This window comes from Pseudomonas sp. NBRC 111127 (assembly GCF_001320345.1).
GTDB classification, from domain to species: Bacteria; Pseudomonadota; Gammaproteobacteria; order Pseudomonadales; family Pseudomonadaceae; genus Aquipseudomonas; species Aquipseudomonas juntendi.
Genome location: NZ_BCBD01000133.1, coordinates 1 through 14,984, shown reverse-complemented (window position 1 = coordinate 14,984; position 14,984 = coordinate 1). Strand labels below are relative to the sequence as shown.

Here is a 14,984-nt window from a genome sequence, read left to right as displayed (position 1 = left end):
GTTCGGCTCAAGCCCAAGAGTGAGTGGCGTCCAGGAATGACCACGGACAAGCTTATCGAGGAGCTTGATCGCACTGTGCGTGTGCCTGGGCTGACCAACATCTGGATCCCGCCCATCCGCAACCGCATCGATATGCTGGCCACCGGCATCAAGAGCCCAATCGGCGTCAAGGTGGCCGGCAGCGACCTAGGCCAGATAGACCGGGCCACTCTCGCTGTGGAGCGGGCCGCGAAAAAGGTGCCTGGAGTGACTTCGGCGCTGGCAGAGCGTTTGACTGGTGGCCGCTACATTGATCTGGATATCGACCGCCATGCCGCTGCCCGTTACGGTCTGAACATCACCGACGTACAGGCCATCGTGGCCGGCGCCATTGGTGGCGAAACCATCGGGGAAACAGTTGAAGGCTTGGCCCGCTATCCCATTAGCGTGCGCTATCCACGCGAATGGCGTGATTCGGTGGAGGCGTTGCGTCAGCTGCCGATCTACACCTCGCAGGGCGGCCAGCTGACGCTCGGCAGCGTGGCCCGCATACGTATTGCTGATGGCCCGCCCATGCTGAAGAGCGAGAATGCTCGCCCCTCGGGCTGGGTGTACATCGACGTGCGCGGCCGGGACCTTTCGTCTGTTGTTGCAGACTTACGTCAGGCGATCGACAGCGAGGTAAAGCTCGATTCAGGCATGAGCTTGAGCTACTCCGGCCAGTTCGAATACCTGGAGCGGGCGAACGCCCGTCTGGCCTGGGTGGTGCCAGCGACGCTGGCCATCATCTTCGTGCTGCTCTACCTGACCTTCGGCCGCCTCGGTGAAGCACTGCTCATCATGGGCACTTTACCTTTTGCCCTGACCGGGGGCGTCTGGCTGCTCTACCTGCTGGGCTACAACCTTTCAGTGGCCACAGGCGTTGGCTTCATTGCCCTGGCCGGCGTAGCGGCGGAGTTCGGAGTGATCATGCTCATCTACCTGAATAACGCTTGGGCTGAGCGTCAGGCCAACGGCGAAACTACACGAGCAGCGCTGCTCGACGCGATCCGTGAGGGCGCGGTGCAACGCATCAGGCCCAAGGCAATGACTGTGGCAGTCATCGTTGCAGGCCTGCTGCCCATCCTCTGGAGCAGCGGTACCGGCAGCGAGGTCATGAGCCGCATCGCGGTGCCCATGGTGGGCGGCATGCTCACCGCCCCCTTGCTTTCACTTTTTGTAATCCCTGCGGCGTACTGGCTGATCCGTCGCCGCGAACTTGCTGTAACTACCCCCAACCTCTCAGGAGAAATCCAATGAAAAAGCTAATTGTCATCGCAGGCCTGGTCACAGCTTTCGCCGCCAGTGTGCATGCCCAGGACATGGATGGTATGGACATGAAGAAAATGCCAGCCTCCGCCGAGGGTGGCCAAGGCAGCCAGGCGGCGCCCACTGCGCATGCGGAAGGGACAATTAAGGCGCTGGATCCTCAAAGCGGGAAAATCACCTTGGCGCACGGCCCGGTAGCAGAGCTCAAATGGCCGGCGATGACCATGGGCTTCCAAGCTGAGCCTGCACAGCTGAAGGGCTTGAACGTAGGAGACAAGGTGAAATTTGGGTTCCGTATGGAGGGAAGTGTCGCGAAAATCGTGAGCATCCAGAAGCAGTGATTGAAAAGCCTTGAATGATCGGGCACGCCTTCATACCGAGATGATTCGGACAAGCTTACAGAAATGTAATCAATCTTCAGGCCCCCGTCAGGTCGAACGCTACATACCGTCATGAGACGGTGCACTGGCATCTCATCGACCCGATACCGGAGATATGATCATGAACAGTAGCTTTGATGAATGCATCTCGGAATGCATGCGCTGCGCGCTGGCCTGTGAAGTCTGCGCGTCAGCCTGCCTGCGAGAGCAGGACGTAAAAATGATGGCTGACTGCATCAAGCTGGACAGGGATTGCGCAGATATGTGCAAGCTGGCGGCTACCTTGATGACACGAGAAAGCATGCTCGCCAAGGAATTTTGTGCGTTGTGCGCAAGGATTTGCCGCGCCTGCGGGGAGGCGTGCGGTAAGCATAAGGCAGACCACTGTCAGCATTGCGCACAGACCTGTTTGGCCTGCGCTGCATCCTGCGAAGCAATGGCTGCGTAAGCGTTTTCGCCCAGTCAGCTTTCCATGCGCCTGACAAAGGATATGGATACGTCGTTAACCGTCTGGCTAGGGAGACGGGTAGACCGCTGATGTTGAGCATGCGCTCTGGCGGAGCCTAGCTTGGGCAGCCATTCACCAAGGCGCTGCCTTACGGATCTGATGACAAAAAAGCCCGCCTCGGCGGCGGGCTATCAGATGTCTCCCAGGGGAGGCTGTAGGCCAACAAGTCTCGGAGCAAGCATTTGTAGGATACGCCTCTTGGCTCACGCCCACCAGCCAGCTTCGGCCGGAGCGAATGGTTCTACGTCGAGGGCATTGGAAACGGCTTATGTAGGCCCCGTCAATTGGCAGGGCAATCCGCAAAGACAAAGCAGGCCGATTATCCCCTGGCGGTATACCCCCAGGCAGAGTCAAAGGCAAAGCTAGGGGGGAAATCTAGCGGGTACCCCGATTTGAGGGCAGAATCACCAGCTTCACCTACGTTGCACTGGGTTGAGGGGCAGTTTGAAACTGCTATCTAGCGCGACAGCGACCATCGCCGCCATGAGCAAGAGCACAGGTGCGCCTTGAGTACTCAGCACAAAGGCCGTAGCAAACGGCCCCGTGGCCTGCGCCAAGACCATTGGGCGAGCTAATGCTCCCATGCGTGCGCGATACCCTTGCCAAACAGCACCAGAGGCAAGATGACTCTGGCAATAGTGAGAATCCCGATGCCGGCGCCCTACAGCGCTGCTGCAGGGAATGCCAGCCAAGGCACGCCAGGAATGAATAAGCAGATGCCGATGAAGCTCACCAACACGCCGGCACGGCCGACCAGGTTGGGTGAAGATGCCGAGCAAGCGAGAACTCCAATACTCTTGCCACCACCTGGGCCGGCCCAAGGACCATCCCCACCGCCAACACCGTGACCGTTGGAAGGCCAAGTTCCTTGAGCGAGGTGAGAAGATGCACAGAGAGGGTGGCCATGACGAAGGCAATGACCGTGAGTAGCCCTGCAACGAACCAGAAAAGCCGGCGGGCGCCATCATCGTTGAGCGGCGACTGAGCCTGCTTGGTGCTGTAGTCGGGAGGTTAACCTCATCGCCGGCGCACAGTATCAGAGGTAAGCCATGGCGCTGTTAAAAACAATGTCCGCTGAGCGTGCGTCAGCTCTGGCATACGCTTGGCCTTCCGTTACCTGTTGATAATCTATGCTATACCTTATGTCCAGCACACCTCATACGTTTAGTGAGGAAACGCGCGCTAAGGGTCAAAAACAGTATGGCTCGACTTACATGCATGATCCCTGGCTCTGTTTTCATGACTAAGTAGCGGGCGATCAACGCTTCTCAAGCACATAGCCCACACCGCGAAGCGTATGGATCAGCTTCGTCTCGAAAGGGTCATCGATCTTGGCTCTAAGTCTTCGAATCGACACTTCTACAACGTTTGTATCGCAGTCGAAGTTCATATCCCAGACCTGTGAGATGATCTGTGTGCGGCTGAGCACCACGCCGGTATTGCGCATTAGGTAGTGCAGAAGTGCAAACTCTTTCGTCGTCAGATCAATACGCTGGCCGTCCCTGAAGGCCCTGTGACGGCTCTGGTCTAGCTCCAGGTCAGCGACACGAATGATCTCCACAGATGCAGGGTGTTCAGACCTGCGCATTAAGGCGCGAACCCGGGCTAGCAGTTCTGGGAACTCAAATGGTTTGATCAGGTAGTCATCTGCACCGTTCTCCAAACCCCGGACCTTATCTGCCAAACGACTTCTCGCCGTGAGCATCATGATGCGGGAGGGGCAATTTTTACGCCTCAAAAGCTCAAGTACCTGCCACCCATCCATTTCTGGCAGATTGATATCAAGAATAATCAACTCGTATTCGTGTTGCTTGGCTAGGAATAGCCCATCTGACCCGGTATGCACGCAATCGACGACATAACCGCATTCTGTAAGGCCTTGACGCACATATTCCGCAGTTTTTACTTCGTCCTCAATTACCAGAATTCGCATGGGATTTTGTCTCGATATCACTGAGCAATTAACCGCGCACGCGCGCCGGCATTATTGAAAGGAATGGTAAATCAAAATGAGCTGGGTGGGGCCTAAATGACGGATTTGTAATTTCCAGGTAATATGATTGATAGTCTGGAGGTATATCTTTTCGCGGTTTGGGTTCGACAGGTGCGGGCCCTCTCTCCAATAGGTAATTTGACCTTATGAAGTATGTGGTTGTTTTCTTCTTTGTGTTGAGTTTGTTCCGTTCAGATGACGGCGAAGTTACTCATGTCGAGGAAACTGGTCATTGGTGCAGCCATGAGTTTCACCGGCATGCAATGCGTACACTCGAACGGTTGATTGAATTTTAGGTAAAAAAAAGGCGCCCAAAGGGCGCCAAATATCCACCTTTTACCAAAGGAGCACTTAAGCCACTCAAGGTGAATTCGTAATGCACATTTTTCTGAAGAGACCAGTTTACGAATAAACTGATCCCCTTAGAGAATCACAGGATCGAAAGCGGGTACTCAATGATCACACGAGTTTCATCCAGATCCGATTCGAATGCAGTGGCACGCGTGGTGGCCTGGCGCAACCGGAAGGACAGGTCTTTTGCTGGACCAGTTTGCACGACATATTTAACCTCTACGTCACGCTCCCAACGTTTCTGATTGGTGAGCGGATCACCGTTGGCGTCGGTGCGCATGTAGAACTGGTTGGCGTTCGAGTAGTCTGCGCCCGAGCCTCTAGCGTAGCGGGTCATGAACGTCAGACCAGGAATGCCGTAGCTGGTGAAGTTCAGGTCGTAGCGCAGCATCCAGGAACGCTCTTTCGGCGAGTTGAAGTCGCTGTACTGGATAGAGTTGTCGACGAAAATCGAGTCTGACTGACGCAGGTAGTCGAAATCATCGTCGCCGTTGTTGCGTTGGTGCGACAGGGCCAGGGTGTGAGCGCCGTAACGGACCCCGACCTTGGCACTCCAGATATCGTTGTCAAACTCGCCTAGGCGCTGCTTCCCTTCATCCACGGCTTTGTAATAGTTGAAGCCGCCAATCAGCGCAAGGTCGTCATTCAGTGGATAGGCGAAGCTGGTGCCAGCGTAGTACTGGTTCCAGACTTCTTTCAACTGACTGGCGTATACGCTCACGGTCCAGTTATCGTTGATCGCGTAATCACCGCCACCGTAGCCTACCCAAGGCGAGTTAACCGGGCCACCGTAGAAAGTTGCGAAGTTATCATTCAGATTGCTGGAGACCGGCTGGCTCATCGCATGCAGTCGGCCACCCTGCAGGGTGAGGCCCTGGATGCTGGTGTTCTCAACGGTCACACCGCGGAAGCTTTCAGGCAACAGGCGCGAGTCGCCTGATGCAACAACTGGCGTCGACGGGAAAACATCACCCACTTTCACGACCGTATCAAACAAGCGAACTTTAGCCGCCCCGCCAACCTTGGTGTATTCGTCGCGAGCTTCGCCTTTGTTATCAACAGGCATGACGTCGAATGAACTACGACCGCCGTTGCGCCCGTCACCAGTATCGAGCTTAAGCCCTATCATGGCAAAGGCATCAACACCAACGCCGACCGTCCCTTGGGTAAAACCAGAGTTGAATTTGGTGATGATCCCGTGCGCCCAGGCCTCGGAGTAGCCATTGGTGTTGCCCTTGCCGCTGTTGTAAGTGGGAGCTGAGCTGTCGCGGTTATCACGATTGAAATAGAAGTTGCGGTTGAGCACTGTAAGGCTGCTACCTTCGATGAAACCTTCGGGCTTATCTTCAGCTTGAGCAGTAACTGCATAGCTTCCAGACAGCGCCGAAACTGCCGCCAAATACAGTGGTACTTTGATTTTCATCCGATGCTCCTTTGATTTACGGCAGTTTTTATTATGTTTCCGGCGCGGGTGTCGTTATAAGTTCTGAGCCGGCGGCGCGCCTCGCGTAGCGCCGAGCTCATATTTGCAGGCGGAAGATAACGGGATGGTGATAGGAAAATTACAATTTCGTCATCTGGTCGTTATTTTGGTCATTGACGCCGCATGCTAGCCATCTCTCGCGTTCGCAATGAAATTCGGTGGTTCGACTGTGTCATCAGCGTTTTCGGGCATTACAAGCTTTTCTTACGAAATTGTAATTTTCTAGCCACCCCTCTGATAGCTACCGCTCTTTAGAGTGCCATCACCTAATCCAGTGGGGCTTGGCAGCTATTTCGGCGTTCTGGCCAAGCTAACGAAGTTTGTGCACGAGGACCAAGAAAGTGCTCCGGTATAACCGCAATGTCTTATCCAAGACCTACGTCTCACCGTGGAAAATTGCCGCTCTCTGTGCGGTGATTTCCGGGTTGCTGGCACCCACCGCATTTGCCCAAAGCATCAGCTTGCCCCAAGCGCTGTCGACGGCAATGGATGCCAACCCAGACCTCGCGGCGGCACGTCAGGAAATCGGCATCGCGGACGGTGCGCGCAAGCAAGCCGGGCTGATTCCAAACCCCGAAATCTCGTATGAGATGGAGGACACACGGCGTAACACCAGCACAACGACCGTTACGCTAAGTCAGACCTTGGAGCTCGGTGGTAAGCGGGGAGCCCGCGTAGATGTCGCCACATACGGCCAGAGTGTTGCACAACTGGAACTGGACCGACGCGTGAATGGTCTGCGTGCAGACGTCGTGCAGGCGTTTTACGCTGCATTACGAGCCCAAACCGGACTCGACCTCGCTAAACAATCCCTTGAACTTACTGAGCGCGGCCTTCGCATTGTCGATGGTCGAGTTCGCGCAGGTAAATCTTCACCTGTGGAGGCTACCCGCGCCCAGGTTCAACTGGCTGAAGCCCGGTTGCAGGTCCGTCGCGCCGAAACGGAAAAAGCGAATGCTTACCAGCAACTCGCCCAAGTCACGGGGAGTTCTGTGACCATATTCGATCGCCTTGAATCACCAACCTTGTCTCCTGGCTTGCCGCCGCGCACTGAAGAGTTGCTGGCAAAGCTCGATCAGACTCCGGAAATGCGGCAGGCAGTGGTGGAGATTGATAAGAGCGATGCCTCGCTTGGCGCAGAAAAAGCTCAGCGTATTCCAAACCTCACGGTAAGCGTGGGTAGCCAGTACGACCGCTCGGTGCGCGAGCGAGTCAATGTCGTTGGTCTGTCCATGCCTTTGCCGCTGTTTGATCGTAACCAAGGCAACATTCTTTCCGCTTCTCGACGTGCCGATCAGGCCCGCGACCTGCGTAACGCTGTCGAGTTGAGATTGCGCGCCCAAACCCAAACCGCGCTGAACCAGTGGTCCACCGCCATGCAAGAAGTTGACTCCTACGACAAGACCATTCTGCCCTCAGCCCAGCAGGCCGTGGATACCGCAACCCGCGGATTCGAGATGGGGAAATTCGGCTTTATCGAAGTACTGGACGCCCAGCGCACCTTGATCCTTGCTCGTGGCCAGTATCTCGACTCGCTGGCAGCGGCGACCAATGCGCGTGCGCAAGTAGAAAGGGTTTATGGCGAAGTAGGCTCGACCGCCGGCGCACGCTGAACGGGGCATACATTTTTCTCGGCACTCGGCGTTTAAACCTGCCGGTGCCTACGATCAGCAGGAGTAGCAATGGAAAACAAACGCAAGATCGCCCTCGCGGTAGCCGCTGTGGCAATCCTTGGATTTGGCAGCCTCGCCTGGAACAGCAGTTCCGATCAACAAGCGGCGACTAACGCAGAACATGGTGCTGACGATGGTCATGGCCATGACAAGAAGGCCGGATCAGCTAACAAAGAGAACAGTGAAGCGGAGCATAGTGAAGATGGGCACGGTGAAGAAGGTCATGGCGAGGAGGGCCACAGTGAAGAGGGCGGTGAGGAAGAAGGTAAGCTAACCCTTAGTGCTGAACAGATCAAAGCAGCTGGCGTGACTCTGGAATCGGCAGCGCCTCGTGATTTGGGAACCGTCGTGAGCTTCCCGGGTGAGATTCGTTTTGACGAGGACCGCACTGCGCACGTTGTTCCTCGCGTTCCAGGCGTTGTCGAAACAGTCCAGGCGAATTTGGGTGAGTCCGTCAAGAAGGGTCAAGTCCTTGCGGTGATTGCCAGCCAGCAGATCTCTGACCTGCGCAGCGAGCAACAAGCCGCTCAGCGTCGTGTCGAACTTGCGCGCGTGACTTTTAGCCGAGAGAAGCAGCTCTGGCAGGACAAGATTTCTGCGGAGCAGGACTACCTCCAGGCTCGCCAGGCGCTGCAGGAAGCCGAAATCTCTCTGGCCAACGCCAAGCAAAAAGTCAGCGCGATCGGTGCCTCGGTCAATTCGGTAGGCGGTAACCGTTACGAACTCAGGGCTCCCTTTGACGCCGTAGTGGTGGAGAAACACTTGACCGTCGGGGAAGTCGTCAGCGAGGCGACTAACGCCTTTATTCTGTCCGACCTTAACCAAGTTTGGGCCACTTTCGCTGTACCGCCTACCGATTTGGCCAAGGTCACTACCGGCCGCGCCGTGAAGGTTTCCTCACCTGACATGAACGTGGAGGTCGAGGGCAAGGTGGGTTATGTCGGCAGCCTGTTGGGCGAGCAAAACCGAGCAGCGACCGTCCGCGTTACGTTGACCAATCCCAACGGGGCCTGGCGTCCTGGTCTTTTCGTGAACATCGCAGTCACGTCCCAGACTGATCGCGTGGCGGTGGCTGTCCCGGAACACGCCGTGCAGACCGTTGAGGACAAACCATCGGTCTTCGTACGCACCGCCGAGGGCTTCGACACCCGCCCAGTAAAGCTGGGCCGCCGTGACAGTGGGTACGTGGAAATCACGGACGGCATCGAAGCGGGCGCTCAAGTGGCTACCAATGGCAGCTTCACACTCAAGTCTGAGCTCGGCAAAGCCTCTGCCGAGCACAGTCACTGATGCGAACTGACAGGATGATTTCTTATGTTTGAACGTATCATCAGATTTGCCATTGAACAGCGGATCGTTGTAATGATCGCTGTCCTGATCATTGCCGGTATCGGCATCTACAGCTACCAAAAGCTGCCGATCGATGCCGTTCCTGACATTACCAACGTCCAGGTGCAGATCAACACTGCAGCGCCTGGCTATTCCCCATTGGAAACCGAGCAACGGATCACGTTTCCAGTTGAAACGGCCATGGCTGGTCTTCCAGGTCTTCAGCAGACCCGTTCGCTGTCTCGCTCGGGCCTGTCTCAGGTGACCGTGATTTTCAAGGACGGCACCGACATCTTCTTTGCCCGCCAGCTGATCAATGAGCGGCTACAGGTTGCAAAGGAACAGCTGCCAGAGGGCGTAGATGCCGTCATGGGCCCGGTCTCAACCGGCCTCGGCGAAATTTTCCTGTGGACCGTTGAAGCCGAAGAGGGCGCGGTCAAAGAAGACGGTACGCCCTACACGCCCACCGACCTGCGGGTAATCCAGGACTGGATCATCAAGCCTCAGCTGCGCAACGTACCTGGCGTGGCAGAGATCAATACCATCGGTGGCTTTGCCAAGCAGTTCCTGGTTGCGCCGGATCCGAAGCGCCTGGCTACCTACAAGTTGACCCTGAATGATCTGGTAGCCGCGTTGGAAAGCAACAACGCCAACGTAGGCGCCGGTTACATCGAGCGTAATGGTGAGCAGTTGCTCATTCGTGCACCGGGCCAAGTCGGCAACATCGAAGACATCGCCAACATCGTAATCACCAGTGTGGATGGTGCACCGATTCGCATCAGCAACGTCGCCGACGTCAGCATCGGTAAGGAGCTTCGTACTGGTGCTGCCACTGAGAATGGCCGCGAGGTCGTGCTCGGTACAGTATTCATGCTGATCGGTGAGAACAGCCGCACTGTGTCCCAAGCTGTCGCAGCGAAGCTTGCGGACATCAACCGTACTCTGCCAAAGGGCGTGGTTGCGGTCACCGTTTACGATCGTACCAACTTGGTTGAAAAAGCCATTGCGACGGTGAAGAAGAACTTGGTTGAAGGTGCGATCCTGGTTATCGCCATTCTGTTCCTGTTCCTCGGCAACATCCGTGCAGCGTTGATCACCGCGATGGTGATCCCGCTGTCCATGCTGTTCACCTTCACAGGGATGTTCAATAACAAGGTCAGTGCCAACCTAATGAGTTTGGGCGCACTCGACTTCGGCATCATCGTCGACGGGGCCGTGGTCATCGTGGAGAACGCGATCCGTCGATTAGCACATGCGCAGCACAAACATGGCCGTATGCTCACCAAAACCGAACGCTTCCATGAGGTCTTTGCTGCTGCCCGCGAAGCGCGTCGGCCACTGATCTTCGGGCAACTGATCATTATGGTGGTGTACCTGCCTATCTTCGCCCTCACCGGCGTGGAGGGCAAAATGTTCCACCCCATGGCATTCACCGTTGTGATGGCGCTATTGGGTGCAATGATCCTCTCCGTTACCTTCGTGCCGGCAGCGATCGCCATGTTCGTCACTGGCAAGGTCAAGGAGGAAGAGGGCGTTGTTATGCGCACTGCGCGGCTGCGTTATGAGCCTGTGCTGCAGTGGGTGCTTGGGCATCGGAATATCGCTTTCTCCGCAGCAGTAGCACTGGTCGTTCTCAGCGGTGTACTTGCCAGTCGCATGGGGAGCGAGTTCATCCCAAGTCTCAGTGAGGGGGACTTCGCTCTTCAAGCCTTGCGCGTACCTGGTACTAGCCTCAGCCAGTCGGTGGACATGCAGGAGCGTTTGGAAAAAGCAGTCATCGAGCAGGTACCGGAAGTTGAGCGTATGTTCGGCCGAACCGGTACGGCTGAAATCGCCTCTGACCCAATGCCACCGAATATCTCCGATGCTTACGTCATGCTCAAACCAAAGGACCAATGGGCCGATCCCGACAAGTCGCGGGAGGAGCTCATTGCCGAGGTTCAAAAGGCGGCAGCCAGTGTCCCGGGCAGTAACTATGAACTCTCCCAGCCTATCCAGCTTCGTTTCAACGAACTGATCTCCGGGGTGCGCAGCGATGTTGCGGTGAAGGTTTATGGTGACGACATGGATGTGCTCAACAGCACGGCCAATAAGATCGCCGCAGCGCTCAAAGCGGTACCAGGCTCCTCGGAGGTCAAGGTTGAGCAGACCACAGGTCTGCCAGTGCTGACCATTAACATCGACCGGGAAAAAGCAGCACGCTACGGCCTGAACATTGCGGACGTGCAGAATTCGATCGCGATTGCTGTGGGTGGTCGTACAGCGGGAACGTTGTACGAGGGTGATCGCCGATTCGACATGGTGGTGCGCCTGCCTGAGGCTGTACGCACCGACGTCGCGGGTATGTCTAGTTTGCTGATTCCTGTGCCTGCCAATGCGGCTCAGGGCGCTAATCAGATCGGTTTCATTCCACTTTCGCAGGTCGCTAAGCTGGACTTGCAGTTGGGCCCGAACCAGATCAGCCGCGAGAACGGTAAGCGCTTGGTTATTGTAAGCGCCAACGTCCGGGGCCGTGACCTTGGGTCGTTCGTTGATGAGGCGGCATCTACCTTGTCAACGAAGGTGGAAATTCCAGCAGGCTACTGGACCAGTTGGGGCGGCCAGTTCGAGCAGCTGCAGTCGGCAGCCAAGCGCCTGCAGATTGTGGTTCCGGTAGCCTTACTGCTGGTAATGACCTTGCTGTTCTTGATGTTCAACAACCTGAAGGACGGCATGCTGGTCTTCACCGGTATTCCATTCGCTCTCACTGGCGGGGTCGTGGCCCTTTGGCTGCGTGATATCCCGCTCTCGATCTCGGCAGGGGTAGGCTTCATCGCACTCTCCGGCGTCGCGGTACTGAACGGCCTGGTGATGATTGCCTTCATTCGCGGATTGCGAGAAGAGGGACGAACGCTCAGGCAGGCAGTCGATGAAGGCGCACTCACCCGACTGCGACCAGTGTTGATGACAGCCTTGGTGGCGTCCCTGGGCTTCATCCCAATGGCCTTGGCCACCGGTACCGGTGCGGAGGTTCAACGGCCTCTGGCTACAGTGGTAATTGGTGGGATCCTTTCCTCCACCGCGCTGACTTTGCTGGTCCTGCCGGCCCTGTATCATTGGGCACATCGCAAGGATGAAGACGGCGACGAGGCAGAAGCCGTAAGCTGATCCCCCCAGATACAAAAACCCACAACACGCGTTGTGGGTTTTTTGTTTTATATGAAATAGATGCACTTACCTTTCAAAATTGTAAGTTTCTCGTCATGCCGGTGATGCCTCTGCGTTGCTAAAGTTACGCCCGAGATGATTTGAATTTGAGAGGTTCCTATGAAAAAGCTAATTGTTGCTGCTGCACTTGTTATGTTCTCGATGGCTTCGCAGGCTTATACTTACTCTGAAAGCAAGCAGCTGCAATACATCAAGGAGCATCAGACTGCTGTAGCGAACTATGCCGAGAGAAATGGCAAACCGATGCCGGAGATCCAGGACTACAATTACGGCATGAAGATCGATGTTGCGAAATTCGTGCGTCAGTCCCAAGACCCGCGTACCTGCCAAGTTTACCCGCGATTGATGACCTTCGAGGACTCTCAGGGTACGCTTAAGACGGTTCGCTACTCCATGTACTCGCAATGCATCAACAACAAGTAGTAATTGCTGTGAGTAGAATACTTAGAGAATTCATAAATGCCAGGCAGTGCCTGGCATTTTTTATTGAGCTCGATGAACGTCATTTAGGCTAGATGCCTTAATGACTGCCCCTGGGTTAGCTGTGAAATAAATCTCAACTACACAACAGTAATGTCTTTCAACTGCATAGAGCAGTTTATAGTCTTGCCCCCCAGAAGGGACGAGTTATGAAAAGTTCGCTTGAACGCCCAGATGACCAAGCAGAGCATGAAGGGCTGAGCCATGAGCACGACGGCATCTTTGGCATGAACACCGAGCTGGTTTTCGCGCTGATCTGTGGTGCCCTGCTCGGAGCCGGAGCGCTCGCAGGAAAACTAGGGCTGATCGACTGGCTGCCGCTGGTTCTGTACCTGTCTCGGCGTTGCTCCTGTCCGGTCGGATCAATGAGGTTGGCCGAAGGATCACCAGGGCGCCGCCGCGAGCGTTGATACTGCCAATCATCGGCGTCGACATCATCTATGCCGGGGTGTTGATGCAGAGGCCTCAGAACCAGCGAGATGTCGTTCAGGCCTGGTTGAATGTGCTCAATCGGCCCCTCTGATCTACCCTGGTCGCCGCTCGAATTCCTCGGAGTTCTACAGCAGCGGGAAGTCCGAAAACATCCAGTACCCAGCAAAGTGGCCTCGTGACAGCTCATTCTACCTGTCCCGGCGCTTACTCGACAGCAATGCTGAGCTGCCTGCCAACCTGGGCTGTGTCGAGATCACCGAAGCGAACGCCAGTCAGCTGTTGCTGTGCCGTTGGAAAGACGCCAAGCAAGGTACCGAAGGTCTGGTCGGAGACAGTAATGCGGAAACGCCTCGTACAAACGAAGGTAAAATTCCAGACACAAAAAAAACCAGGTTTTACCCTGGCTTTTTTGTCGATTGCTTTCGTCATTTAAAGTCCTATTTAACCGCCGTTTAGTTATCGGCTTGTTCCTTACCATCCTTGCTTTCTTTCTTTTGCTCTTGAGCGACTTGTTGTTTGTTCTGGTCCGAAGAATCGTCGCTCCATAAGCGAGCCTGTTCATTTCGGAAGTTTTCCTGGAACTGTTTCGCTCGTTCGTAACCACCTTCAGCGTAAGCGGTACCCACGAGACCAAGCAGCAGGCTGCCAATAGCGATAGATTTGACAAATTTCATTGTGTGCCTCGGTTCTTACTAGGCCTGCCTGACTGACGGCCTTTGTTGGTTTGTAGTTTAGGAACGCGAAGCTAACGACAAGGTGAGTCAATAATTACAATTCCGTAATTTAGGCGGCTGGCCGGATGCGCCCAATCTGCAAATCTGGAAGGATCATGTCTATCTCGCTTGTGTCGAGGCTGACTTCAAACTGTTCCGTAAATTACATTTTTGATATCTAACAAAATAAAACCGTGCGCCGTCACCGGCCGCTCTAGGAGATAGCCATGAATGACATAGAGCCTTGGTCAGTTGCCATCGGTGACTTCCGCCGAAGCACTGAAAAACTCACTGTTCAGCTCGATGAGCTGGCCTCCCAGACCAGGGCCTGCAACGCTGTTCTGGAAAAGTCGAACGAGCTGGTGGAGGAGGTTGACCTTGTCAGTCGGCAGATTCAGGAGGAGGTACGAAAGGCTGAGAAAGCCTGGTCCAATGCCGAAGAGGTCGTCATCCGCGCTGCGGCAGAGGCATATTCCGCTGCCGCTCGTGGAGTCGAGACCGCCATCCAACCGCTGATTTCGGAGCTTACTGCCGCGACAAAATTAGCGGATGCCTCGATCCTGGAGCTAAAGCGGGCACCGGTGCTGGCCAAACGTTATGTCATGGTGGTGGCGACAGCATTCTTCATCCTGGCACTGATCTGTGTGTACTCGACCATGCAGTTCATTGAGGCCGCCGGCAGTGTGAGCGCTCAGGAAAAAGTGAATGCCCAATACTTCTCCCACCTGTGGAGAAACGCCAACCCAGAAGAGCAAAAGATCATAAAGTCGGTAATTCTGCGGTCACCTATGGACCCTGTGGTGCTTAGGCACTGAGGCATTGCATAGACAAAAGGCCCGTCGATTGACGGGCCTTTTCAAGTGGGCGCGCTTCAAGCAGCGGTCTTTGCCGACTGCTTTAGCTGGGCTTCGGGAAAGTGAAGGTGGAACCAGGTGAAATTTTCCTCGGTCACTTCCACGCTCGCCGAGCCTTGATGCAGGCTCATGATCGACTGCACGATGGCAAGGCCAAGACCGGTCCCCCCTTCGCTTCGTGCTCGGCTCTTATCTACGCGGTAGAACCGTTCAAACAAATGCGCATGGTGTTCCTTGGCGATCCCGCGGCCCGGGTTGCCGACGCTCAAGGTCGTGCCGCTACCACCGCGTTGC

The 14,984-nt window shown here is 55.5% G+C and carries 12 protein-coding genes and 2 pseudogenes; 10 read left to right on the top strand and 4 right to left on the bottom strand.

Translation table 11 applies throughout. The features are described 5' to 3' along the window. The 3 genes from APH30_RS20640 to APH30_RS20630 all read left to right on the top strand — a co-directional run. The coding region (locus APH30_RS20640; protein ID WP_177333763.1) for an efflux RND transporter permease subunit at window positions 1–1,278 on the top strand (1,278 nt) is incomplete at its 5' end. Next, window positions 1,275–1,628, top strand: coding sequence for a copper-binding protein (locus tag APH30_RS20635; RefSeq protein WP_047595905.1), 354 nt, complete (start codon window positions 1,275–1,277; stop codon window positions 1,626–1,628). The genes APH30_RS20640 and APH30_RS20635, both read left to right, overlap by 4 nt. Window positions 1,629–1,788: 160 nt before the next feature. After that, complete coding sequence (locus APH30_RS20630) at window positions 1,789–2,115, top strand: four-helix bundle copper-binding protein (protein WP_085982928.1); 327 nt, start codon at window positions 1,789–1,791, stop codon at window positions 2,113–2,115. Between the two features lie 1,318 nt (window positions 2,116–3,433). Here APH30_RS20630 and APH30_RS20625 read toward each other — a convergent pair. Further along, window positions 3,434–4,108 carry a heavy metal response regulator transcription factor gene (locus APH30_RS20625; RefSeq protein WP_013974882.1) on the bottom strand — a complete coding sequence of 225 codons (675 nt, stop codon included), beginning with the start codon at window positions 4,106–4,108 and terminating at the stop codon, window positions 3,434–3,436. Window positions 4,109–4,598: 490 nt separating this feature from the next. After that, window positions 4,599–5,942 carry an OprD family porin gene (locus tag APH30_RS20620; RefSeq protein WP_013974881.1) on the bottom strand — a complete coding sequence of 448 codons (1,344 nt, stop codon included), beginning with the start codon at window positions 5,940–5,942 and terminating at the stop codon, window positions 4,599–4,601. Window positions 5,943–6,343: 401 nt separating this feature from the next. Here APH30_RS20620 and APH30_RS20615 point away from each other — a divergent pair, with 401 nt between their 5' ends. The 6 genes and pseudogenes from APH30_RS20615 to APH30_RS30030 form a co-directional block, all read left to right on the top strand. Continuing rightward, window positions 6,344–7,615, top strand: coding sequence for a TolC family protein (locus APH30_RS20615; protein WP_082416223.1), 1,272 nt, complete (start codon window positions 6,344–6,346; stop codon window positions 7,613–7,615). Window positions 7,616–7,684: 69 nt separating this feature from the next. Further along, on the top strand, window positions 7,685–8,965 hold the full coding sequence (locus APH30_RS20610) for an efflux RND transporter periplasmic adaptor subunit (RefSeq protein WP_013974879.1): 1,281 nt from the start codon (window positions 7,685–7,687) through the stop codon (window positions 8,963–8,965). 24 nt (window positions 8,966–8,989) lie between these two features. Next, window positions 8,990–12,151 (top strand): CusA/CzcA family heavy metal efflux RND transporter, encoded by a 3,162-nt coding sequence (locus APH30_RS20605; protein WP_013974878.1) that lies wholly within the window; start codon window positions 8,990–8,992, stop codon window positions 12,149–12,151. 159 nt (window positions 12,152–12,310) lie between these two features. Further along, entirely contained in the window at window positions 12,311–12,634 is a 324-nt protein-coding gene (locus APH30_RS20600; protein WP_013974877.1) for a DUF2790 domain-containing protein, read from the top strand. 206 nt (window positions 12,635–12,840) lie between these two features. Then, window positions 12,841–13,029 (top strand): annotated as a pseudogene (locus APH30_RS28240) (hypothetical protein); the annotation flags it as partial. Further along, a pseudogene (locus tag APH30_RS30030) lies at window positions 13,017–13,489 on the top strand (phospholipid carrier-dependent glycosyltransferase); the annotation flags it as partial. The pseudogenes APH30_RS28240 and APH30_RS30030, both read left to right, overlap by 13 nt. Window positions 13,490–13,575: 86 nt before the next feature. Here APH30_RS30030 and APH30_RS20590 read toward each other — a convergent pair. Beyond that, window positions 13,576–13,797, bottom strand: a complete 222-nt coding sequence (locus APH30_RS20590; protein WP_013974874.1) for a hypothetical protein — start codon at window positions 13,795–13,797, stop codon at window positions 13,576–13,578. A gap of 266 nt (window positions 13,798–14,063) precedes the next feature. Between APH30_RS20590 and APH30_RS20585 the strand changes: the two genes are divergently transcribed. After that, the gene (locus APH30_RS20585) at window positions 14,064–14,651 is read left to right on the top strand and encodes a hypothetical protein (protein WP_013974873.1); all 588 of its coding nucleotides are present in this window, start codon (window positions 14,064–14,066) and stop codon (window positions 14,649–14,651) included. Window positions 14,652–14,707: 56 nt separating this feature from the next. On the opposite strand, the gene APH30_RS20580 is transcribed toward APH30_RS20585, so the two are convergent. After that, window positions 14,708–14,984: ATP-binding protein (locus APH30_RS20580; protein ID WP_256222098.1), on the bottom strand; the 277-nt coding region annotated here is incomplete at its 5' end.

Bases quoted from the DNA above. Each gene is read 5' to 3' on its own strand.
- APH30_RS20590 (WP_013974874.1), bottom strand. From the start codon at position 13,797: ATGAAATTTGTCAAATCTATCGCTATTGGCAGCCTGCTGCTTGGTCTC.
- APH30_RS20625 (WP_013974882.1), bottom strand. From the start codon at position 4,108: ATGCGAATTCTGGTAATTGAGGACGAAGTAAAAACTGCGGAATATGTG.
- APH30_RS20610 (WP_013974879.1), top strand. From the start codon at position 7,685: ATGGAAAACAAACGCAAGATCGCCCTCGCGGTAGCCGCTGTGGCAATC.
- APH30_RS20630 (WP_085982928.1), top strand. From the start codon at position 1,789: ATGAACAGTAGCTTTGATGAATGCATCTCGGAATGCATGCGCTGCGCG.
- APH30_RS20620 (WP_013974881.1), bottom strand. From the start codon at position 5,942: ATGAAAATCAAAGTACCACTGTATTTGGCGGCAGTTTCGGCGCTGTCT.
- APH30_RS20600 (WP_013974877.1), top strand. From the start codon at position 12,311: ATGAAAAAGCTAATTGTTGCTGCTGCACTTGTTATGTTCTCGATGGCT.
- APH30_RS20635 (WP_047595905.1), top strand. From the start codon at position 1,275: ATGAAAAAGCTAATTGTCATCGCAGGCCTGGTCACAGCTTTCGCCGCC.
- APH30_RS20605 (WP_013974878.1), top strand. From the start codon at position 8,990: ATGTTTGAACGTATCATCAGATTTGCCATTGAACAGCGGATCGTTGTA.
- APH30_RS20585 (WP_013974873.1), top strand. From the start codon at position 14,064: ATGAATGACATAGAGCCTTGGTCAGTTGCCATCGGTGACTTCCGCCGA.